Below are 21,518 nucleotides of genomic sequence, written 5' to 3'. Positions count from 1 at the left end.
TAAGGAACCAGGCCACCACCCGCCGTAGCGGCGGTTGGGTTTCCCCGGATGGAGGAGGTGGTAGGTCGCCTTCACGAGGGGATCCTGAGTCTATTAAGATAAGCAAAGGGGGCACGAAAGTGAAGAGAGCGCTGGTTACTATCCTGGTGCTGGCTCTCGCTGCGAGCATGCTCGCCGGATGCGTCGGCCAGAAGCCCGCGGAACCCGCGAAGCCCGCGGAGCCTGCGAAGCCCGCGGAGCCCGCCAAGAAAGAAATGGTCCTGACCGTCAACATCGGGACCGAGCCCCAGTACATCGACCCCAACAGGGCCACCGGTATTCCGGAAAACCACATCACACTTCACTGTTTCGACGGGCTGACAAGGCTCAAGGGCTCCGAGGTCCTGCCTGCGGCCGCCGAGAAGTGGGAGGTCAAGGACAACGGCACGAAGTACGTCTTCTACCTCCGCAAGAACGGCAAGTGGTCTAACGGCGACCCCGTGACCGCTCACGATTTCGTCTTCTCCTGGAAGCGGGCGCTCGACCCCGCCACCAAGTCAGAATACGCCTACCAACTGTACTACGTAAAGGGCGCCGAGGACTTCAACACGGGCAAGGACAAGACGGCGGACAAAGTCGGCGTGAAAGCGGTCGACGAATACACCCTCGAGGTCACTCTCGAATCGCCCTGCCTGTACTTCCTGTACATGACCGCGTTCCCGACCTACTTCCCGCTCAACCAAAAAGTCGTGAAAGCGGACAACGAGGGGTGGACCGCGAAGCCTGAGACGTACGTGGGTAACGGCCCGATGAAGATGGTCAAGTGGGACCACAAATCAAAGGTCGAGCTCGTCCCCAACCCGAACTACTGGAACAGGAGCGCCATCAAACTCGACAAGCTGGTCTTCACGATGGTCGAGGAGTACAGCACAGAGCTAACGATGTTCGAGGCGGGCCAGCTCGATGTCACCAACGATGTCTCCGAGCAAGAGATCCCGAGGGTACAGACGACGCCGCACTGGCATCCGGTGACCAACCTCGGTACCTACTATTACCTCTTCAACGTGACGAAGAAGCCCGTCAATGACGTCAGGGTGAGGAAGGCCCTCACGCTGGCCATCGATCGCAACGTGATCTGCGAGAAGATCCTACATAACGCCGGGTTCAAGCCTGCAAGCGCCTGGGTACCTCCGGGGTTCCCCGACGCCGACCCGGCCAAGGACTTCAGAGACGCCGGCGGTTCATTCTTCTCCGTCTACGATCCGGATCAGGCGCGGAAGCTCCTCGCTGATGCCGGCTATCCTGGCGGCAAGGGGTTCCCCAAGATCGAGATCCTGTATAACACCAACGAACGCCACAAGAAGATAGCCGAGCTGGTCCAGGCGATGTGGAAGAAGGAGCTCGGTATCGATGTCACGCTCAAGAACGAGGAGTGGGGCGTGTACCTGGATAACAGGACCAAGCTCAACTACACCGTCGCCCGCGCCGGCTGGCTGGCCGACTACCTCGATGCGATGACCTTCATTGACATGTGGATCTCCACGAGTGGCAACAACGACACCGGCTGGAAGTCGAAGAAGTACGACGATCTCATTTCGAAGGCGAAGAAGACCGCCGACAACGCCGAGCGCATCAAGCTGATGCACGAGGCCGAGAAAATGCTGATGGATGAGCAGATAATCAGCCCCATATACTTCTACATCGAACCGAAGATGGTCCGCAGCACCTTGAAGGGCGCCTCGTTCTCCGCGCTGGGCCTGCACGACTACCATCAAGCGACAATCGAGAAGTAGACCCAGTTCCATCCAAGGTAGAGCGGGGTTTCCCCCGCTCTACCTCCACTTACCGGTCGGGGGTGGTGCGTGCAATGGCGATGTTGCGGTTCATCAGTCGCAGGGCTATGTCCATGATCATCGCGCTGTGGATCATTACCACAGCCACTTTTTTCCTCATGCACGCCGTGCCTGGCGGTCCATTCGCCAGGGAGAAGAGGCTCCCTGAGAACATTCTGAAGAACATAGAGGCCAGATACAAGTTGGACCAGCCGGTCTACGTGCAGTACTGGGATTACCTCCAGCACCTTGTCAAAGGGGATCTAGGTCCCTCGTTCAAGTACGAGAACCGAACGGTGAACCAGATCATCAACGAAGGCTTCCCGGTGTCAGCCGGCCTCGGCGCCGTAGCCATAGCCATGGCGCTGGTGGTTTCAGTTCCGGCCGGAGTGATTTCGGCACTGCGCCACAACGGGTGGCAGGACAGCACGGCGATGTTCCTGTCCATCCTGGGGATCGCCGTCCCCAATTACGTTGTGGCGGCCCTGCTGATGTACGTGTTAGCCTACAAGCTGGCGTGGTTTCCGGCGGCCCTCTGGGGGACTCCCAAACACGTGGTGCTTCCCGCGATCGCCCTGGCCGCCCGCCCGTGCGCCTACCTGGCCAGGCTGGTCCGGTCGAGCATGCTTGAAGTCCTGAACCAGGATTTTGTGAGGACGGCCAAGGCCAAGGGCCTCCCCGGGTTCCTGGTCGTGTACAAGCATGCCATGAAGAACGCCCTTATACCTGTCATAACATACCTCGGACCGGAGATCGCTGCGGTATTCACCGGGAGCTTCGTAATCGAAAGAATCTTCGCCATACCTGGCATTGGGCGTGAATACGTGACCAGCATCTATAATCGCGACTACACTGTCATCATGGGGATGACGGTGTTTTACGCGATTCTTCTCCTCGGTATTAACCTGGTCATTGACGTAGTCTACGCGTTCCTGGATCCTAGGATCCAGTACGGGAAGGAGTGAGGGGGATGTCGGTAGGACCCGAGCTCTTCATCCCCATCGGGAGGGACGAACGGGCAAGCGAGGCGATCGTACGCCCGCGGATCACGTACTGGCAGGACGCGTGGAGGCGCTTCAAGCAGAACCGTCTTGCCACGGTCGGCCTGATCATGTTGATACTTCTGGTGCTTGCGGCGGTATTTGGCCCCATGGTCGCCAAGCATAAATACGATGAGCAGGATTACAGCCACCTCAACGAGCCCCCGAGCCGCGAATACTGGTTCGGGACCGATGAGATCGGGCGGGACCTGTTGGTGAGGGTACTGCACGGCGCCAGGATATCGATAGCCATCGGGGTCGTGTCCAGCCTCATTAACCTCACCATCGGAGTGACGTATGGCGCGATATCGGGGTTTGCCGGTGGGCGCGTCGACGACATCATGATGAGAATCGTCGACATACTCTACGCCATCCCCACCCTGCTGATCGTAATCCTTCTCATGGTCATCCTCGGCGCCGGGCTCACGAACATATTCATATCGCTCGGGATCGCGTACTGGCTGACGATGGCCAGAATCGTGAGAGGGCAGATACTCAGTATAAAGGAACAGGACTATATCCTTGCGGCGAGGACGATAGGCGTCCCCCGCTGGAAGCTCATCATGAAACACCTGGTGCCGAACGCGATGGGCCCAATAGTGGTGTATGCCACGCTCAGCATCCCCACGGCCATATTCCTCGAGGCATTCCTCAGTTTCATCGGTCTGGGCGTGTCCGCCCCGGTCGCGAGCTGGGGGACACTGGCTTCGGACGGGCTGAAGTCCATCAGGAGCTATCCATGGCAGCTCTTCTTCCCGGCTGCGGCGATTAGTGTGTGCCTGCTCGGGTTCAATTTCGTCGGTGACGGGTTGCGGGACGCGCTCGATCCGCGGCTGCGGAAGTAGGGGGGTACTGCAATGGCGGAGACTTTGCTAAGCGTTCGCGATCTCGAAGTGGTGTTTCGTACGTACACCGGCGTGGTTCAGGCAGTACGCGGCGTATCGTTCGACGTACACAAAGGGGAAGTCGTCGCGATAGTGGGCGAGTCCGGGTGCGGGAAGACGGTGACGGCGCTCTCGATCATGCGATTGATTCAGACACCCCCCGGTAAGATAAAGTCCGGCTCAATCATGTTCGGCGGCAAGGACCTGGTGAAGGCCGGCGAACGTGAGATGGAGCACATCCGCGGCAACCGGATCGCCATGGTGTTCCAGGACCCGATGACCTCGCTGAACCCTGTATTCTCCGTGGGGTCTCAGCTTATGGAGCCGATCCACCAGCACCAGCGGCTCGGAGGGTCGGATACCCGGAGGAAGGCCATCGAGATGCTTTCCACGGTGGACATCCCCAACGCGGAAGACCGCCTCTCGCAGTACCCGTTCCAGTTCAGCGGCGGTATGAGGCAGCGCGCGATGATTGCCATGGCGCTGTCGTGCAACCCGGAACTGCTCATTGCCGACGAACCCACGACCGCCCTGGACGTCACGATCCAGGCGCAGATCATTGACCTTCTGGTGGACCTGAAGGGCCGGCTCAACACCGCGATCACGATAATAACCCACGATCTGGGAGTAGTGGCGAGGATTGCCCAAAGGGTGATCGTCATGTACGCCGGCAAGATCATTGAGGAGGGCCCGGTCAGGGATATCTACGGAAACCCAAAGCACCCGTATACCGTAGGGCTTCTCTCCGCAATCCCGCGGCTCGACTCCCGTGAGAGGAAACGGCTGGTGCCGATTTACGGGCAACCACCCGACCTCATACAGCCACCCAAGGGGTGTGCGTTCTGCCCGAGGTGCGATTACGCCATGAGGGTCTGCGTAGAGCTCGACCCTGATCTCGCAGCGGTCTCCGACGGCCACCGCGCTGCATGCTGGCTCTTGCATCCGCTCGCTCCGCGCGTGGACCTGCGAAAGGCGGTGGGCCAATGAGCGCTGCGAACACGCCCATACTCGCGGTGAAGAACCTCAGAAAGTACTTTCAGGTGCAGGCCGGGCTTTGGGAGTCCGACCGCAGAGTCGTCAAGGCCGTAGATGGGGTATCGTTCACGATCGCCCCGGCTGAGACCCTCGGACTGGTGGGCGAAAGCGGGTGCGGCAAGACCACGGTCGGGCGCGTTATCGTAAGGATCTATGAACCTACAGAGGGCTCCGTGGTATTCGACGGGGTCGATATCAGCCACATGCCGGAGGAGGAACTCCTTCCCCTCAGGCGGAGGATCCAGGTGATATTCCAGGACCCGTACGCCTCGCTGAACCCGCGCATGACCGTCGAGGAAATCATCGCCGAACCGCTGGAGGTCCACAACGCGGCCAACGGCGTGAAGCGCAGAGATCGCGTGCTCGAGCTCCTGGACCTGGTCCGCCTCAACCCCGAGCACGCCACCAGGTTCCCCCACGAATTCAGCGGCGGGCAGCGCCAGCGAATCGGCGTCGCCCGCGCCCTGGCAGTTCACCCTGATCTGGTCGTGTGCGACGAGCCAATCTCGGCGCTCGACGTATCCATCCAGGCGCAGGTCGTGAACATGCTGCAGGACCTTCAGGAGCGTCTCTCCCTTTCCTACCTGTTCATCGCGCACGACCTGTCTATGGTCAAGCACATATCGGACCGCGTGGCCGTCATGTACCTCGGCAAGATCGTCGAGCTCGCGCCCAGCGCGGAGCTTTACGACAGGCCGCTGCACCCCTACACTCAGGCGCTTTTGTCGGCCATACCGATTCCCGATCCCGACGTCGAGGCCGAGCGCCGGAGGATAATACTGAAGGGTGACGTTCCGAGCCCGATCAACCCTCCCAGCGGCTGCCGGTTCAGGACGCGCTGCATGCAGGTCATGAAGGTGTGCGCAGAGATCGAGCCCGAACTGGTCGACATAGGCGGCGGGCATATGGTGGCGTGCCACCTGGTCAAGCAGCCGTGAACGGACACGACCGCCCCGGCGCGCCGCGGGCGACCCGGCGGTGCCGGCTCAAACTACGTAGGAGCGATCGCTCAACCCAACGAACATGGTTGTCATAGGACTCACAGGCAAGATCGCAAGCGGAAAATCAACAGTATCCGGGATACTGAAGGATCTCGGGGCCGAAATCATAGACGGCGACGACATCGGGCGGGAGATCGTCAGGCAGGGTTCTCCCACCTGGAAGGCCATCCGCCGCGAGTTCGGCGACGGGATCCTCATGCCGGATGGCAGTATTGATCGCCGTAAACTCGGCGCGCTTGTGTTCTCCAGGCCGGAGGAGCTCCGCAAGCTCAACCGGCTTACCCACCCCGAAATAAAGCGTGTGGTCGCCGGGGGGATCGAGCAGGCACGTTCGCGTCCCGGCGGTCCCCCGCCGGTCGTGGTCGTGGACGCCGCGGTGCTGCTTGAGGCCGGAATGGATGATCTCGTCGACGAGGTGTGGGTCGTCACGGTGGACAGGGAGACGCAGCTGCGGCGACTCATGGCCCGCGATGGGATGCCGCGGGAGGCTGCGCTGGCGAGGATCGAGTCGCAGGCGTCCGTAGCGCGGCCCATTCGTCCGGAGCACGTCATAATCGACAATACGGACTCCCCCGGAGACCTGGCGCGGCGCGTGAGATCGCTCTGGGATTCACTAATTGATAGGCTGTACAGGGAAGAACGCAGGGGCCTAGAAATATAGTCTTGATAGAAAGCATCCGGGTATGGCGCGGTAGGAGCGGATCAGCGAAGCGGCGGCCCGGTCGAATAGTCCAGGGCGCGGAGAGTGTTGGCCTTTGCGGGAGTTCTGCCGGCGTTTCGGGGTGATTCCCCTCGCAATCGGTGTTGCGTCTGCCACCCTAATTGTCTCGCTCGTTGTGCTGCGCGTGACGTATCCACTCGGTTACTCCGGCGCTGTGGAGAAGTACTCCGCCGAATTCAGTATCGAGCGCTCGCTACTTTACGCGGTCATAAAGGCGGAGAGCGGGTTTATGCCGCGCGCGCGTTCGTCCAGCGGCGCACTCGGCCTGATGCAGGTCATGCCGAGGACGGGGTCATGGGTTGCCTCCCAGCTCGGCATCCCGTTCTCCGAGGAAGCCCTGTTCGATCCGGAGAAGAACATCCGCATTGGGTCGTACTACATGAGACACCTCCTGGACCTGTTCGGCGAGGACGTCACGGCCGCTCTTGCGGCGTACAACTGTGGGCTCGGCAATGTCCTCGAGTGGACACAGCCCGGCCGCTCGAACGGAGGGTCGCCCACGCCCGGCCCCAGGAGGTTTCTCTGGCCTGAGGACATACAATTCCCGGAAACCAGACGGTTCATCGAGAGAGTCCGGTTGTACCGCCGGATCTACCGCGTCATTTACCCGCTGTACTTCCGCTGAGTTCCTTCTCGTCGAATTCTGTTAACCCGCGTCAGGTGGGGGTGGGCGCCATAAAGGTCATATCCACGAAACCGCTGGAACATAGCCAGCTCGACGCAATTGCCCGCGTAGTACCAGGGGTGCCGGTGACCGGGGCCGCAAACCGCGACGAGCTCCTGGAGATGGTTCGCGACGCCGAGGCCATGTATTTCGTCTGGAACGGCGTCCCGCTCGACGCCGGGATCCTCGCGGCCGGGGCGCGGCTCCGCTGGATCCACGTCGGGAGCACCGGGGTGGAGAAAGCCCTTATACCCGAGCTCGTGGAGTCGGACATCACTGTCACCAACGCCCGCGACGTCCACGCCGTACCCGTAACGGAGCACGCTTTCGCGCAAATCCTCACGCTGGCCAAGTGTTTTCATGTTTATGGCCGGCAGCAGGTGGGCAGGGTCTGGCAACGCGGGACGGGCGATATCCTGGCGGGCAAGGTGCTGGGCATCATCGGATTCGGCAGTATAGGCCGCGAACTGGCGCGGCGCGCCCGCGCGTTCGGGATGAAGGTGCTGGCGGTCGGGGCGGCGGCCCGCGCCGGCCGCGACGGCCAGGTGCTTGGGCCCGAGGCGATGGCGCAGGTACTGGCTCAGTCGGATTATGTCGCCATCTGCGTTCCGTTGACGGCGAGAACCAGGGGATTCTTCGATAGGTCGAATATCTTCTCGATTAAGAAGGGCTCGTACCTCGTCAACATCGCCCGAGGCGGCATAGTCGACGAGACCGCGCTGGTCGAGGCGCTCACCACAGGCCACCTGGCGGGCGCGGCCTTTGACGTGTTCGCTGAGGAACCCCTCCCGGCTGACAGCCCGCTCTGGGCGCTCGAGAACCTGCTCATTACGCCGCACGTCGCGGGGGCGATCCCCAACCACCGCGAGGTCCTCGCCGAGCACTTCGCCGAAAATCTCCGCCGGTGGATCGCCGGCGAACCGTTGCTCAACGTGGTGGACAAGCGCCGCGGGTATTAAAGAGTATGGGTCCGGCCGAACCTCCTCGACCGGACCCCCACGCACTGTATCCCTTACACAAGGTTCCTGATTTTGCGGAGCATCACGGAGTACAAAGCGGCGCAGAGAAGCAGTCCGTACAGGGAGCCGGTAGCGATGTAGCCCCACGCCGCCTCACCACGGTACAGGAGCCAGTACGCCTTCGCCGGCCAGTAGCTCGGTATGATCCCCAGCACGAGCTGCCACGGAGACCGCCAGAAGAACGCCACCATCGGCCCAAACATGATCAGGGTTCCCAGGACTTTCAGCAGCGCCAGTCCCTCCACCTTGTTGGACGCGAACGCGACGAGGAACAGCATCGTGAACGCGGAGACAGCCGCCCCGAGCACCAGCGCCGGGAGCGTCGCTAACACCGTCCGGGGCGGCACAAGTCCCGTTGCCCAGGCGTAGAACGCGCTGTAAGGAACGCTGACGCAGGCGGCCGCGACGAGCCGGTAGGCCAGGTAAGCATCGAGCGAAACGCGCGTAACCTGGAGAGCAGGGAACACGCGGTCGTCCCTCTCGTCGAGGAGGAGAAGGCCGTACACGATCCCTATGAACAGCGGTATCGGCAGGGTGAAGGCGGTCATAATGAGAGGGTAGTAATCGACGACGGATACGCCATAAGTCGCCATTAGCCACTCACCGGCGACCGGCAACGCCAGCCTGAGCAGGACCACGTAAACCCAGGGGGCCAGTAGCATGAACACAATCAGGGGCTCCCTGGGAATGTTCCTCAGGTCGTTCAACGCAAATGCCCGTGCGAATCTCATGTGGAGCGCCCTCCCTCGCGCGCGATTACGTACCGTTCGAACCTGGCCTTCGCCCAGTGAACCAGGACCGCAATCCATACGACCTGGTGCGCCAGCGCACCGGCTATCTCCCAGCCTGCGACGGGCCTGAACGCGCCCTGCAGTAGTAGAAGCGAGCCCTGCGTTGGCACCAGGTACATCAGCGGGCTCCTGACCCACCCGAAGTAGTCCAGCAGTGGCAGGCTCAGCACGAATACGTAAAGTGGGATGACCACAGTGAAATTGCTGATTGACGTGTATGGTGACACAGCGATCAGCCCGACCAGCAGGGCGATCACCGACATCGGAACAATTCCAGCCGTCAGTATCGCGAGGTTATACCCTGGCCCATATGTCGCCGTCACCATCGCCACACTGATTAGCCAGGCGAGCACCGTCAACGACACGAGCTTGGATGTCAGATACTCGGCGAACGTGAGTGGCGTCGTCACCAGGACATACAGCGTCCTCTCGCCCTTTTCGAACAATACCTGGCCCGCGATGAACATCAACCCGACAATACCGAGGTCTGCGAACACCACGAATGTGGCCGCCATGTCGAGGATCTCTTGCGGCAAGGCCCGTATCACCGAAATCCACAGCAGCACGACGAACAACGCGGCGTAGTAGAACCCGTATCGCGCCTGGAGACTGATGTCCATCTTCAGCATCGTAGGCAGGTGCTTCACTGCAGTCGCCTCCCGGTGACCCGGATGAAAACGTCCTCCAGGGTAGGCTCCTTGCTGTGGATCGTCAGCACCCTCTCGTTTCTCAGTGTTTCTATGAACCCCGCGTTATCGGCGAGTTCCTTTAGAGGAAACTCTCTCTCAGCCATCTGCCCGTTCCGCTCAAACCCAACCGACACCACGTGCTCACCATGCTCGATTTTAAGCTTCCGGGGAGCGTCAATCAGTGCGATCTTGCCGTCCACGATGAACGCAACCCTGTCGCAGATCTCGTCGGCTATGAACATGTTATGTGTCGTGAGGAACACCGTGTGGCCCATCGCCTTCTGTTCAAGTATGAGGTCGCGGATCCCGCGTGAACCGGCCGGGTCCAGGCCCGATGTCGGTTCGTCCAGGAACAGGACCTCCGGCTTGTTGAGCAAGGCCCTCGCTAAGTTCAGGCGCATCTGCATACCTTTCGAGTAGGCGCCGACGCGCGTTCCCGCGTCGCCCTTGAGGCCGACCATTTCGAGGAGTCTCAGCGGATCCTCGGTGTCGGGCCCGTGAAGCGAACGGAAGAACTGGAGATTCTCGAGGCCCGTAAGCTTCTGGTAGTGAGACGGCGTTTCGAAGCCCACCCCGATTTTCGAATAATAGTCGGGTCCCCACTGCCTCAAGTCCCTGCGGAGCACCTGGATCTCCCCTCCGTACCCTTTCAGGAGACGAATGAGGATCTTCTGGGTCGTGCTCTTGCCTGCGCCGTTTGGGCCGAGAAAGCCGAATATCTCGCCTCTTTCGACCTCGAAGCTCACGCCGTCTACTGCGAGATTGGCGCTTCCACGGTACCTGAACGAGAGCCCCCTTACCTGAATCATCCGAATGCCCCCTCCTTGGTGCGGCTCCTGATGGCGGTCTCGGCGGTCCACCGGGTCAGCCTGGAGACCCCGGCAGCCGCCACTCATTTGTACACGCCATGTTTGAGCATGTCGAGATAGATTTGAATCTCGTGAATTGCATCATCCAGGTCGGACGAGTGCTTGTAGCCCGAGTCCCTGTACGCCCTGGCGTATTGTCCCCCGATACTGTCAACCACGAGCGTGATAAGACCCACGGCCTTCTGACGGTCAACCCCGTCCCTGAAGCGAGACCAGTCGATATTCTCGGTCAGGTAAGGCAGGTACTTGATGCGCAGCCTCGACTGGAGGGCATCCAGCTCTTCCTTCAGGTCCTCCGGAGGATCGAGGAACACGTCCGACAGCAGCCGGTACATGAGTGGTTGTTCCGCTGCGGTTTTCAGCTTCACCCTGCCGATCTCCACGATGCGGTCCACGATGTCGTCGGACATAGTCGTGAGCTCGCGGCCAACTCGCAACTCGAAGTACTGCAAACACATGTCCGCAGTCTCCAGGTAGAGGTCTTTCTTGCTCTCGAAGTAATAGAACAGCAGCCCCTTCGAAACACCGGCATCCTTGATGATGCGGTTCGTCGACGCGCCCTCGTAGCCGCTTCGGGCGAACTCCTTGAGAGCGGCCTGAAGGATCTGCTTCCTTTTCTCATCCAAAGGCGTCTCGTTTGTCTGGCCCGTGACCCCGCCCGTACCCCGGTCCACCACAGCGAGTGACCCCCTTTGACCACATGGTCAAATTCGAGCCCAATATACTACATATTGACCACGTGGTCAAGAGTGTGGCCCTTGATTGCCGGTGCAGGCTGTGCTAATATAGGTGATGCACTTGCAGTGCCGAAGTGGTGGAAATGGCAGACACGCGGTGTTCAGGGCGCCGTAGGCGAACGCCTGTGTGGGTTCAAATCCCACCTTCGGCACCATTTTTATTTGTGGAGATGCTTGGGGGCCATGTAGAGGCCCCCTTTTGATTCTGCGCGGACCCACCGACCCTGGTATGGCGCCGACATCATGCTGTTTTGGAACGGGCTGCAGCGGAGGTTTGTTGCGCAGGGGCAGCTTTGTGAGGGTCGTGCGTGTTCCAGGGCAGCAATTCTGCCGGGATTGGTGCGCCGGTGCAACGGACAGCCGGTGGATTGCCCCGGCGCACCAATCTCAGCCAAATCGCTGCCCCGGCGCACCAATCTCCGCAAGATTGCAGCTCTGGCGCACGGATACGCGGGGGACCCGTGCGCCGGTGCAACAAAGGCAACACGGCGGTGTGGGCACGGCGGTGGTGGTGCGAAGATGGCGGTATGGGACGGGTGAATCACGTGGCGTACCCCCGGTGAATTGGCTGACCTTTGACATACGAGCAGGTAGCCGAGGCTGCAAGGAGGATCCGGCGATGAGTCTTGTGGATCTCAGCCATTGTTTCGAGGCCGTCGGCGTCGAGGTTATAGGGGGTGGGGGTAACCTGAGGCGTTCAGGTTCTTCGCCGTTCCATGGAAGGCAAAGGGAGTAGCGGTGCTGCCTGTCATCACGAATTCCTGGACGCGCAGGTGGCCACACTGGTGCTTACCGTTGGTTCTCCTGAAGGGCACTCGAGGGACTCTATTCCGTGACCGCATATACTTGATAATCGGCATGGTTCCTCACTATGTGGAACCAGATGGGCCCTGGGGTCTACGAAGACACCTGGAAAAAGGCCTACAGGGTGGCGTACGCTGTCTGCAGAGACAAGATGGACGCTGAGGACGTTGTACAGGAATCCTTTGTCAAACTCTGGCTTAGACTGAGGCTGCCCGGCCTAAGAGATGTGGAGGCATGGCTGCTCAGAGTCACCTATAATGCTTCGTGTCGTCGGTCAGAGGCCAGACGTCGTAGGATGATAGACGAGACATCACAAGCACTGGAATCAGGAGAGCCTTTGACTCCATTCATCTCGCATCTGCAGTGACCTCAAGACCCAGGTAAACGAGGAAATAGTCGCAGCGTACTTCGACGCCAGCCTGTGGGAAGCCTTCCGGTTGAACTCCCGCTGGCCGATGCGGCAGGTTGTCCACCGTCATTGGGGGAAACCTGCCGCCGCAATGCTTTCTGGGGCCGGACGGCCTTAACATGGTTTCGGGCGCGGTTCAGCGCTCCTCACATCTCACCTCAAAAAACGCTTTCGGGTGGGAGCACACAGGACACACCTCGGGAGCCTTTGCCCCCTTGTGCACGTGGCCGCAGTTCCTGCACACCCACTCCACGGATTCGGCCCGGCTGAACTCGGTGCCGTCGCTCACTGATTGCAGGAGCTTCCGGTATCTTGCCTCGTGCGACTTCTCGATCTCGGCAACCTTCCGGAACAGCTCGGCGATTTGCTTGAATCCTTCTTCATCCGCTGTCTCGGCGAACCCTTTGTACATCTCGGTCCATTCGTAATTCTCGCCCTGCGCGGCTTCTTGGAGGTTTGCAGAGGTGTCGCCTATCATTCCCAGCAGTTTGGCCCAGATCTTCGCGTGCTCTTTCTCGTTGTCGGCGGTTTCCTGGAACACGGCAGCGACCTTCTCATGGCCTTCCTTCTTGGCGATTGCGGCAAAGTACGTGTACTTGTTCCGTGCCTGGGATTCACCCGCAAATGCAGCTAGCAGGTTCTTCTCGGTTTGCGTGCCTTTGAAGTTCACACAATCCCCCTCCATCCCTGGTTATTTCTCTGAAACATGGTTTCATTATACCAGATACCATCGCCTGCAACCGCGTGGCGAATCATTCGCCCGTCATCACCATCAGACTCCCCGGTTGGAAAACCCTCGCTCTCCAGCCGCTTCAGAATTGTAGGGTGGGATACTACGCCTCGGACGAGTCCGATTTCCTTACAGGAGCAGTGGTTTTGGCGAGCGGCGGTTTTGCAATCGTGTGATATTGGGGTTGGCAGTCCGACCTAACGGAACGCGGCGAGGCATGGACTCGGGAGGGCGAGGCTAGAGGAATAGGTCAGCGTTATCTTTGGGTCCACGGGAATTCCTGGTGGAGACCAGGAATCGGCCGCGCGCCGGACGCAATAGCGACGCGCACGATCACTGCGACGTCATCCCAGCGCCGCTTCAGGCCGGCGAACGCGCCCACACCCGCCGTGCAGTCTCCCAGGATGAGGGGAAGGTGCCCCTGGGTGATGGAGCGATCGATCCGTTCGGCGAGCTGGCGCGTACAGGAGAACAGGCGGCGTTGCCGCTGGTCGAGCGCCATCCCTGCAACCTCCGGGCTATCCGGGAGGCCCCCCGGGATTACCGCCGCGTCTGTCACGTTGACTCCCGTACGCGAGAGCGATGGAAGAAGACCGGCGTTCAGCAACGTCCTGGGGCCGAGCGAGCCACCCTCGTCCACGACATCGCCGGCCTGCAGCGGGGGTGCGTATTCGGAGAGCATGAGATCGAGCATACGTCGTCATCCTCCAGGGGAATCCGCCACGACGGTATGAGTGGTTCTCCGCTGGTCAATCCAATACCTACGAGCAGGCCTGGCGGTCGTTATTCAGGGAGTACCCAAATGGGGACCGCGTGGAGCAGGCGAGGAGACTGCTTGGGCTCGGGGGGTAGGCGGGCATAGCATGGTGAGCCTGCTTGACCGCGGCCACGCGGCAGCATTGCGGCCCTGCATTTAAGCCGGGGGAATTCGAGGCGGAGGAAACTACTGCTCAGCTCGCCGCGTCCTCTTCCCCGGGAACCCTGCACACATCCACCCATTCGCCGCCGCTTGTCTTCTCAAGTTGCTCCGGGGTCATCCGGACCGCCGTGTTGGTGCCGCCCGCGGCGGGGAAAACCACGTCGAAACGCCTGAGGGAAACGTCGAGATATACGGGGATTGTCCTGCGTAGGGCGAACGGGCACACCCCTCCCACCGGATGGCCGGTCAATCCCGCCACCTGGTCTGTGGGCAACATCCTGGGCTTGAAGCCGAAACGACGTTTGAACTTGGCGTTGTTGAGTCTTGCGTCGCCCGCGACGACGATTACCATCGCGCCCTCGCCGTCGGCGAAGGACAGGGTCTTGGCGATCCGGCATTCTTCAACCCCAAGCGCGGCTGCCGCAAGGGCGACGGTCGCGCTGGATTGCGGCATCTCCATGATGGGTTCTGTGTAACCTCGTTCCTGTAAAAAGCGCCTGACCGACTCTATGCTCAAGGCTTGTTTCCTCCCTGATTGTCCATCAGCCTGCCCGCTTCAAGGTCGGCTTGGTCCTCGAAGCCGACGTGGCCATGCGAGCCGGCGGACTTCGGGCGTCCTTCGATGGTCGTGGCCTGCGCGGTGTCCCGGGCAGTACCCTGAGCGGAGTCCTGCATGGCCACCGCCGGCAGCCGTCATTACCATTAAGCCAGATTCGGGCGGAGGAATCAAACGGCAGTGCGAAGGGCCGGCGGCAGCGCAGTGCCGCTTCAAGGGTTGACAGAAGAAGGAACCGCTAGGTGCAACATGGAATAGGAGGGTGCACGTCAGCATCAAGGGACGTAGCCAGTTCGCACAAGACCTTGGACCCGGATTACTTGAGGACAATCAGTGTCTTCCCACAGATTCAGTACCTGGTCAATGATAGCAGTCGCATGGGAGAGAGGTCTCTGAAGGAGGTACACTGCCTTGGGAAATGTGGGTCCGGGAGCCTCTCACGATGTGGATGTGCGGTCTCGCCTTCTCGAGGAATTCCGCTTCGAGATCGGAGGAGAAGACCAACTTACTGAGATTCGCGCCAAGGCCCTAGCAGAAACGGATGAGAATAAGCTGAAGGGAATTCTCCGGGAGGCCTCCACAGACGTTCGGATTCGGGTTGGAACATTGCTGAAGACCGACACGGTGTCTTTCCTGCTTGGAGCAGGGGCATCGACAGGCTGTGGGGGAGTCTTGATCGGGTCGATTCCCCTTGAGGTGGAACGCGATCTCGTCAGTGAAGGCGTCAGAGGCACCAGACATCCCCGTGTGAGCACGTGGCTCCGATACTTCTATTTGGCTGCAAAACAAGTAGTCAGGTCGAACGTGGTTGTCCCCACGGCAAAGGGCGAGATATTGCTTCGGCGGCAGGCTCTAGACGGAGGACAAGCAATCGCGATCGCTGCCAACTACGAGACACTCCTCTCAACCCTATATCGCTGGCGAGCGGCCATACCTGAAAAGGGCGGTCGCCTTCGCTTATTCGACAATCCAAACGCTGATTTCCGCTCACAAGAGATAGATGAGTGCCTGCGTCGTGCAAAGCGGTCGCTTGCTCGCCGTTGTAGGCTGCCTTCTCCGGGGAAAGAAAGCGGTCTGGAGACATACAAGGAATTCATTCGGAAGATACTGACCCGCCCACTTAACCTAAAGCGGGTCCACATCTTCTCCCTTAACTACGACACCTTGGTGGAGCAGGCGGCCGATGCTGAGGGACTCGTGCTCATCGATGGGTTCGTCGGGACGCTAAGGAGGGTTTTCCGCCCCGAGTGCTACGATCAGGACCTATATTTCCCGGCCGAAACCACCGAGGGTCGTGTTCACCGTCACGATCGAGTGGCCCACCTCTGCAAGCTTCACGGGTCACTCACATGGATTTCGGAGCCCATGAGCATGGACAACCCGTATGGCCTTGCCGGAACCGCCAACGCCTCTGATGATGAACTAGTAGTGATCTATCCGACTCCCCTCAAGTATGGGGAGACGCTCGGCCTCCCTTATTCTGAGATGTTCCGTCGTTTCGCTGCCAGCATAGTGAGGCCCCAGTCTACACTCTTTGTAGTCGGCTACGGTTTTGGGGACGACCACGTTAACACCATCGTCCGACAGGCACTTGGAGTGCCAAGTTTCACTCTCGTTATAGTCGATCCCAATCCGCGGAGCGAGTTTGTCGAGACCTTACGTGCGGCGAAAGACCCACGCGTGTGGGTCTTTTCTGGGAAGGAGTATGGGACTTTTGCCGGATTCGTCGAGCACGCACTACCTGACTTGCGAGATGAGGGAATAAGACGACAGATCGCGTCCACGCAACGAGCCCTCAATACGGACCGGGTGTCTTTCGAGGGGGATTCAACTAATGGCCGATGACTTCGAAATCGGGCGGGTCGTGGCAGTGGACACCGCTCAGGTAACAATAGAGCTAAACAGAGACTTGCGGGCACTGACACGCACTACACCCGAAGGGGTGCAGGAAGTTGGGCGCATCAACTCGTACGTGATAATGCCCGTAGGCGCCCACAGATTGGTCGCAATGGTAACCCGCGTCTCAATTTCCGAAGAGGCGGAAGTCCGAGCTGATCGCACCATGGTTACTCTGCCATCGTCGCGCCGGCTCATGAAGGCGACCCTCATCGGAACCATTAGCGGCCAATCCTTTACTCAGGGAGTCTACCTGTTTCCGGTTCTTGATAACCCAGTTCTGCTGGCGGCCAAGCAGGATCTCGACGTAGTCTTCGGCAGACAACAGGGTAGGCCGGATCCTGACGAACCGGGGTACTGTGTGGAGATCGGTGAATCGGCCCTGTTCAAAGGAAGGGCCGTCAACGTTGACCCGGACGTGCTTTTCGGAAAGCATGTAGCGGTCCTAGGTTCCACCGGTTCGGGGAAGTCTTGTACGATTGCATCTCTGATCCAATCAATCCTTGGCCGGGAAGAGATCCGCCGGACCAACTTCGTGATCCTCGACACGAACGGAGAATACCGTTCGGCCTTTCAGCTTCGGCATGAGAACGAATCATGGTCCCAGATAGACAGATGGCGGTGTTTACACATCCCGTCCGACGGATAGACAGGCTGCTGGCCGATACCAGGTATGAGTTCCTTATGGGGCCAGTTAGTGCCCAGATGCCTTATGCGACTCACTCGTTGGCCACCTTTCTAAGGGATGTCATGGGTCTCCAATCAGCGAAGAACCCCAATCCGCCGTTGTCTGACGAGAACGCTGTGAAGAAGGGCGTGCTTCCGTTCTACGATCGTCAGCGGGCCAGCACTGATGGGCATCATGTAGTGATTATTGACCTCAGCCTGCTAGCGGCAGAGGTGTTGGAGAATGTCACCGCACTCATCGGTCGACTTGTCCTGGAGTTCCTGCAACGGCTTGGTGAGTATGGTGGCGAGAAGGCGCGGGGATCTCTTCCGGTCGTGCTAGTCCTTGAGGAAGCGCAGAACTACATTCACGAACGAACGCGCAGTGACGACGAGTCCATTTCTCGTGAGGTGTTTGAGCGAATCGCTCGTGAGGGACGGAAATACGGTCTCGGACTAGTGGTGAGTTCGCAACGCCCGAGCGAGCTCTCAAGAACAGTGCTCTCGCAATGCAGCAGCTTCATCGTGCATCGGCTTCAGAATCCGGAGGACTTGCGGTACTTCAAGGACATCGTTCCGGGTATCTACGGAGGACTCCTGGACCAGCTTCCGGCATTGGCGCCACAGACAGCGCTTGTCTTGGGGGAGTGCGTTAGGGCTCCGGCGTTGCTGAGAATTCGCGATGCACACCCCCTTCCTCGGAGTCGTGATCCTAAGTTCTACAAGTACTGGACTCTCGACGAGACTCCGGACGTACCGGTTGAGGAGATATGTAGACGCTGGGAGGGTCGTGAACCGAATCCGGCGTCGAAAGCACGGAGCATGGCCCAGGTGAGCACGAAGAGACATCGCCTAAGGAACCGCACTTGACACTTCAAAAAGACCAAGCGTGAGTACGGGTGGTCAGCCTGTAGGAACGAGGGGCTAAGGCCCTGAGCGCCAGGAGTGTGTGGAAGCAACGCTGGGATTCCCAGGAACAGATTGACTTGCGGCTCACAGGGGATGCCTGGAATACCTAGAATACGCTCAAAGGTGGCGACTCAGGGGTTCGGAGGTGGCGAAATGGCTCATCTCAGCGGTTGGGGATGCTCGGGTTCACCGTCCCGACCCGGGTATCCCATTCCCTGGCCCGGTAACCATTGCGATAAGTGAGCCGGTCCGGAGTCCTCTCGTAGGCGCCGGCGCCGATCCGCTCCGCAGCCTCAAGGTCAATCAACGCTCGGGCGAGCACCTGCACCGACTCCCTAAGGAAGTTACAGTCCTTGTCCATGCCGGTCTTGCGCAGCCACTCCAGAAGCGAGAGTCTGTTGTCAAATGGAAGATTGCCCCTGAACCAGCAATTGTCGAGAGATTTGAAGGGAGATGGCAATTCTGAGAGAACAATTCAGTGTGCGACCTTATGGAAACCCTGGATGTGAATCACAGCGATCGTGGTAACCCTCGAATACATGTTGGAGATGATCCTATGCTTGGACTGAGCCTGAGGGCCGAATTCAGGGGCCCCGAGATGAGAGGCACGGCGATCTCGCTTCGTACCAGCGACAATCAAGGGGCGGTCCAGAAACCGGCTGAACACATTCTGCCTATTACCTACCCCACGGCGGACATTCAGACGGCGCTGAGAGCTATCAGTACCAAGCGCAGTGGTCGGCCAATTGTTGTTATGGGTGATCGTGGTCGGGGCAAATCCCATATCTTAGCGGTGATGCATCATGCTATTGAATCACCCGCGGTAGTGGAGCAGTGGATCCATGGCTGGGCGGACAGACTAGCCAGCGACGAGATGCGGGGCATCCAGATAGTTAAGGGCTTCAAGGCCATTAGCGAACCCGTGCATAACCATGAGTACCCGCAGTTGTGGGATCTCCTCTTTGACAGGCATTCCAAAGGGCAGTACTATCGCGGTCAGTTTGAACAGATGGCCCAGCCATTCCCGCCAAGGACACTACTCGAGAAGATGTTTCAGGACCAGCCCACTTGCCTGATTCTGGACGAGTTCCAGACGTGGTTCACGGGTTTGCCCGAGGAGGACCCCAAGACTGGACTAAGACTTCGTCAATGGGCTTCGAACTTCGTCCAGATTCTCTCAGAGATTGCCAGGGATTGTCCGGAGAACCTCATCTTTGTGATCTCAGTCTTTGATAACCAGAACGAAGCCTTCCGTCAAGTTCACAGACAGAGTCCTGTGCTCATCGATTTCCGTGGCCCGACGTCGAAGAAGGATCGGCAGAGATTACTTCTCCACCGCTTGTTCGAAAACAGGGCGAATATCCCGGATAACGAGATCGCTACTATCTCTGAACCATATGCCAATGAGCGGTTTCGGCTTCTGTATGCCGACAGATCTGAGGCCGAGCGTGATAGAATCGCCCAAGAAGTCGTGGAGTGCTGGCCGTTCAGTCCTGAATTGTTACGTTTGCTTGAGGATCAGATCCTGTTGTCACAGGCTGCCCAGGAGACGCGCGACCTGATCCGGATTCTCGCCCATGCCTATCGGGGACGGGGTGAGTCGGTCCCAATTATTACACCTGCCGATTTCTTCGTGGATGGAGAGTCCGAAGAAGTCCAGTCGCTCATCGATGCTATCGCCAGTCAAGTTGGGCAGGAGAAGCTGCGCGAAGTCGCGCGACGAAACCTCGAATCATTGTTGAATACTGGGCTGGCGATGCCGCACGCTCGAGAGTTAGTCAGTTCGATCTGGATGCATTCAATGTCTCCGGCGAAACGAGCCGGTGCCACTCCATCTGAGCTACATCTCGACATTACGCGAAAGCAGCCTGTGGATGATAACGCATTCCAGGCGGAGATCACGCATGTCATCGAGAATAGCATTAACATTCATGGCGACGACGTACTTGGCGGTCCGCTGTGGTTTGCCCTGGAGGAGAACCCCAGGTCCAAGGTCCGTGCGTGCGCCAAGAATGACAAGTTGTGGCGTGGAACTGGAGAGGCCGTCGCAGGGCAGGCTGTGTACCCGGGCAAGGATATCGAGCATATCAGGCGTACTCTGAAGCACGTCCTGGTGAGCGAGACTCATGAGCCGCCATCGCGTGTGATCGTATTGGGGCCGCACTGGGAGTCTGACCCGTGGAGTGAGGTAGAGGACGTAGACAAGCCTGCCTGCTGGCAACAGCCGGTGTTACTGGTTATCCCTGAGAAGGTTGAATCGGGTACGCTCACTCTCCATGCCCGTCTGGGCCAATGGCTCGCCAAGCAAGTGACTTCGCGACGGAATAGTGTTCGTTTTCTGCTCCTTGGGCTCGACAGTCCTGGCTTATTTGATGACGCAGGGCTGATGTACTTGGCGCGATGCAGCTACCTGTGCTCGCGAGAGGCTTGGGGGACCGACGGGGTCTACAGGACTCTGCATCAGGAGTTTGACCGTCCCCTGAGGACTGCTCTCAAGACCCGGTTTACCAGGTTTGCGATCTTGCGGAAATGGGACTACCAGCAGCCTCACAACTGCGAATTCGACGTCGCTACGTTCTCGGATGAGGGTAACGGGATTCCAAGTGCCATAGAAGACCGGGTTGCCAGGGACTTCTTTGACCAGGACGTATTCCGCTCCTTTGTGATTGAAAGAGCCGGCGACTCCGAATTCATTGGGGCGGTAATGGATGACCTGATTGAACCGCCACCGCCAGGCTCAGGTGACGTCCTTCCATTCTTGGGCGAGACCAGAATGTTCGAGAAGGTGCTTGAGATTGCCGCCGAGGGCAAGATCGCTCTGAACGTTGGAGGTACCTGGATCACTCGAAGGCCTGAAGACACAGACAGCAAATCTGCTCTCCAACACATCAAATCGAAGGCGTTTCGCACAGGGCAGGAGATGCGGTCGATCCAGTTGGGATTGCCCGGTGCTGTCGGTGGGGCCGCGGTTCCTGGGGCTGTGGGCGTCCCCCAGATCCCGAGCGCTAAAGCGGTTCCAGGCGATGTGCATGATCCCAAGGCGAAAAACGGCGGGGCGCAATACCTGACTGGGTGTGGCTCGCACACCCCAATCTCTCAGGAATCAAGAGACGAAACGGACGCCCACGCGAATGATCCCAAGGCCGCTGTGATTGCCAAGACCAGGCGCACCGACAAGCCGGCTACTGGGCTCAATCTCTCAGGGTGCCTTGAAACGTGGGGAGTGCACGCTTCGCAAGTGATTGAAACGGCCAGAGTCGAATTCACCGGGCTTACCGTTCAACAGATCAGGCAAGTCCTCCAACGCATTCCATCAGCCTACTTGGCCAACCTCGAAATCACGTGGAAGGATGGAGGCGAGAAGTGAC

Annotated in this window: 19 protein-coding genes, 1 tRNA gene and 1 pseudogene; 13 read left to right on the top strand and 8 right to left on the bottom strand. The window is 59.3% G+C overall.

Annotation, left to right across the window (positions count from 1 at the left end):
• Positions 1-167 precede the first annotated feature (167 nt).
• The 8 genes from HPY55_01385 to HPY55_01350 all read left to right on the top strand — a co-directional run bounded on the left by HPY55_01385 (position 168) and on the right by HPY55_01350 (position 8,115).
• Positions 168-1,772 carry a peptide ABC transporter substrate-binding protein gene (locus HPY55_01385; GenBank protein ID NPV69281.1) on the top strand — a complete coding sequence of 535 codons (1,605 nt, stop codon included), beginning with the start codon at positions 168-170 and terminating at the stop codon, positions 1,770-1,772.
• An 80-nt stretch (positions 1,773-1,852) separates the two neighbouring features.
• On the top strand, positions 1,853-2,776 hold the full coding sequence (locus HPY55_01380; protein ID NPV69280.1) for an ABC transporter permease: 924 nt from the start codon (positions 1,853-1,855) through the stop codon (positions 2,774-2,776).
• A gap of 5 nt (positions 2,777-2,781) precedes the next feature.
• Positions 2,782-3,696, top strand: a complete 915-nt coding sequence (locus HPY55_01375) for an ABC transporter permease (protein ID NPV69279.1) — start codon at positions 2,782-2,784, stop codon at positions 3,694-3,696.
• Between the two features lie 12 nt (positions 3,697-3,708).
• Positions 3,709-4,722, top strand: a complete 1,014-nt coding sequence (locus HPY55_01370) for an ABC transporter ATP-binding protein (GenBank protein ID NPV69278.1) — start codon at positions 3,709-3,711, stop codon at positions 4,720-4,722.
• Positions 4,719-5,708: a dipeptide ABC transporter ATP-binding protein gene (locus tag HPY55_01365; protein NPV69277.1), complete on the top strand. Its 990-nt coding sequence runs from the start codon at positions 4,719-4,721 to the stop codon at positions 5,706-5,708. Before HPY55_01370 ends, HPY55_01365 begins: the two co-directional genes overlap by 4 nt.
• 85 nt (positions 5,709-5,793) lie before the next feature.
• The gene (locus tag HPY55_01360; GenBank protein ID NPV69276.1) at positions 5,794-6,432 is read left to right on the top strand and encodes a dephospho-CoA kinase; all 639 of its coding nucleotides are present in this window, start codon (positions 5,794-5,796) and stop codon (positions 6,430-6,432) included.
• Between the two features lie 94 nt (positions 6,433-6,526).
• Positions 6,527-7,117 (top strand): lytic transglycosylase domain-containing protein, encoded by a 591-nt coding sequence (locus HPY55_01355; GenBank protein NPV69275.1) that lies wholly within the window; start codon positions 6,527-6,529, stop codon positions 7,115-7,117.
• A 41-nt stretch (positions 7,118-7,158) separates the two neighbouring features.
• On the top strand, positions 7,159-8,115 hold the full coding sequence (locus tag HPY55_01350) for a D-2-hydroxyacid dehydrogenase (protein ID NPV69274.1): 957 nt from the start codon (positions 7,159-7,161) through the stop codon (positions 8,113-8,115).
• A 53-nt stretch (positions 8,116-8,168) separates the two neighbouring features.
• Here HPY55_01350 and HPY55_01345 read toward each other — a convergent pair whose 3' ends face one another.
• The 4 genes from HPY55_01345 to HPY55_01330 form a co-directional block, all read right to left on the bottom strand.
• Positions 8,169-8,906 (bottom strand): hypothetical protein, encoded by a 738-nt coding sequence (locus HPY55_01345; GenBank protein NPV69273.1) that lies wholly within the window; start codon positions 8,904-8,906, stop codon positions 8,169-8,171.
• Positions 8,903-9,613, bottom strand: coding sequence for a fluoroquinolone transporter permease (locus HPY55_01340; GenBank protein NPV69272.1), 711 nt, complete (start codon positions 9,611-9,613; stop codon positions 8,903-8,905). Before HPY55_01340 ends, HPY55_01345 begins: the two co-directional genes overlap by 4 nt.
• Complete coding sequence (locus HPY55_01335; GenBank protein NPV69271.1) at positions 9,610-10,464, bottom strand: ABC transporter ATP-binding protein; 855 nt, start codon at positions 10,462-10,464, stop codon at positions 9,610-9,612. Before HPY55_01335 ends, HPY55_01340 begins: the two co-directional genes overlap by 4 nt.
• An 83-nt stretch (positions 10,465-10,547) precedes the next feature.
• Positions 10,548-11,201 carry a TetR/AcrR family transcriptional regulator gene (locus HPY55_01330; protein NPV69270.1) on the bottom strand — a complete coding sequence of 218 codons (654 nt, stop codon included), beginning with the start codon at positions 11,199-11,201 and terminating at the stop codon, positions 10,548-10,550.
• 128 nt (positions 11,202-11,329) lie between these two features.
• Between HPY55_01330 and HPY55_01325 the strand changes: the two genes are divergently transcribed.
• Positions 11,330-11,416: transfer RNA gene (locus HPY55_01325), tRNA-Leu, on the top strand.
• Between the two features lie 716 nt (positions 11,417-12,132).
• On the top strand, positions 12,133-12,432 hold the full coding sequence (locus tag HPY55_01320; GenBank protein ID NPV69269.1) for a hypothetical protein: 300 nt from the start codon (positions 12,133-12,135) through the stop codon (positions 12,430-12,432).
• Positions 12,433-12,610: 178 nt separating this feature from the next.
• Here HPY55_01320 and HPY55_01315 read toward each other — a convergent pair whose 3' ends face one another.
• The 3 genes from HPY55_01315 to HPY55_01305 form a co-directional block, all read right to left on the bottom strand.
• Positions 12,611-13,159, bottom strand: a complete 549-nt coding sequence (locus HPY55_01315; protein NPV69268.1) for a rubrerythrin family protein — start codon at positions 13,157-13,159, stop codon at positions 12,611-12,613.
• A 301-nt stretch (positions 13,160-13,460) separates the two neighbouring features.
• Positions 13,461-13,898 (bottom strand): hypothetical protein, encoded by a 438-nt coding sequence (locus tag HPY55_01310; protein NPV69267.1) that lies wholly within the window; start codon positions 13,896-13,898, stop codon positions 13,461-13,463.
• A gap of 256 nt (positions 13,899-14,154) precedes the next feature.
• Positions 14,155-14,640, bottom strand: a complete 486-nt coding sequence (locus HPY55_01305) for a YbaK/EbsC family protein (protein NPV69266.1) — start codon at positions 14,638-14,640, stop codon at positions 14,155-14,157.
• A gap of 450 nt (positions 14,641-15,090) precedes the next feature.
• Here HPY55_01305 and HPY55_01300 point away from each other — a divergent pair, with 450 nt between their 5' ends.
• Both HPY55_01300 and HPY55_01295 read left to right on the top strand, forming a co-directional pair.
• Positions 15,091-16,524 (top strand): hypothetical protein, encoded by a 1,434-nt coding sequence (locus tag HPY55_01300; GenBank protein NPV69265.1) that lies wholly within the window; start codon positions 15,091-15,093, stop codon positions 16,522-16,524.
• Positions 16,514-18,111: pseudogene (locus tag HPY55_01295) on the top strand (DUF87 domain-containing protein). The gene HPY55_01300 and the pseudogene HPY55_01295 overlap by 11 nt, the downstream one beginning before the upstream one ends.
• 202 nt (positions 18,112-18,313) lie before the next feature.
• Here the strand turns inward: HPY55_01295 and HPY55_01290 are convergent.
• Positions 18,314-18,472 carry a hypothetical protein gene (locus HPY55_01290; protein NPV69264.1) on the bottom strand — a complete coding sequence of 53 codons (159 nt, stop codon included), beginning with the start codon at positions 18,470-18,472 and terminating at the stop codon, positions 18,314-18,316.
• Positions 18,473-18,706: 234 nt separating this feature from the next.
• Here HPY55_01290 and HPY55_01285 point away from each other — a divergent pair, with 234 nt between their 5' ends.
• Entirely contained in the window at positions 18,707-21,517 is a 2,811-nt protein-coding gene (locus HPY55_01285) for a hypothetical protein (GenBank protein ID NPV69263.1), read from the top strand.
• Position 21,518 lies beyond the last annotated feature (1 nt).

The sequence above is a fragment of the Bacillota bacterium genome (assembly GCA_013178305.1).
Taxonomy (GTDB): domain Bacteria; phylum Bacillota; class Sulfobacillia; order JABLXB01; family JABLXB01; genus JABLXB01.
Note: the sequence above shows the minus strand (reverse complement) of the source record. Positions and strands in the feature narration are given on the sequence as shown.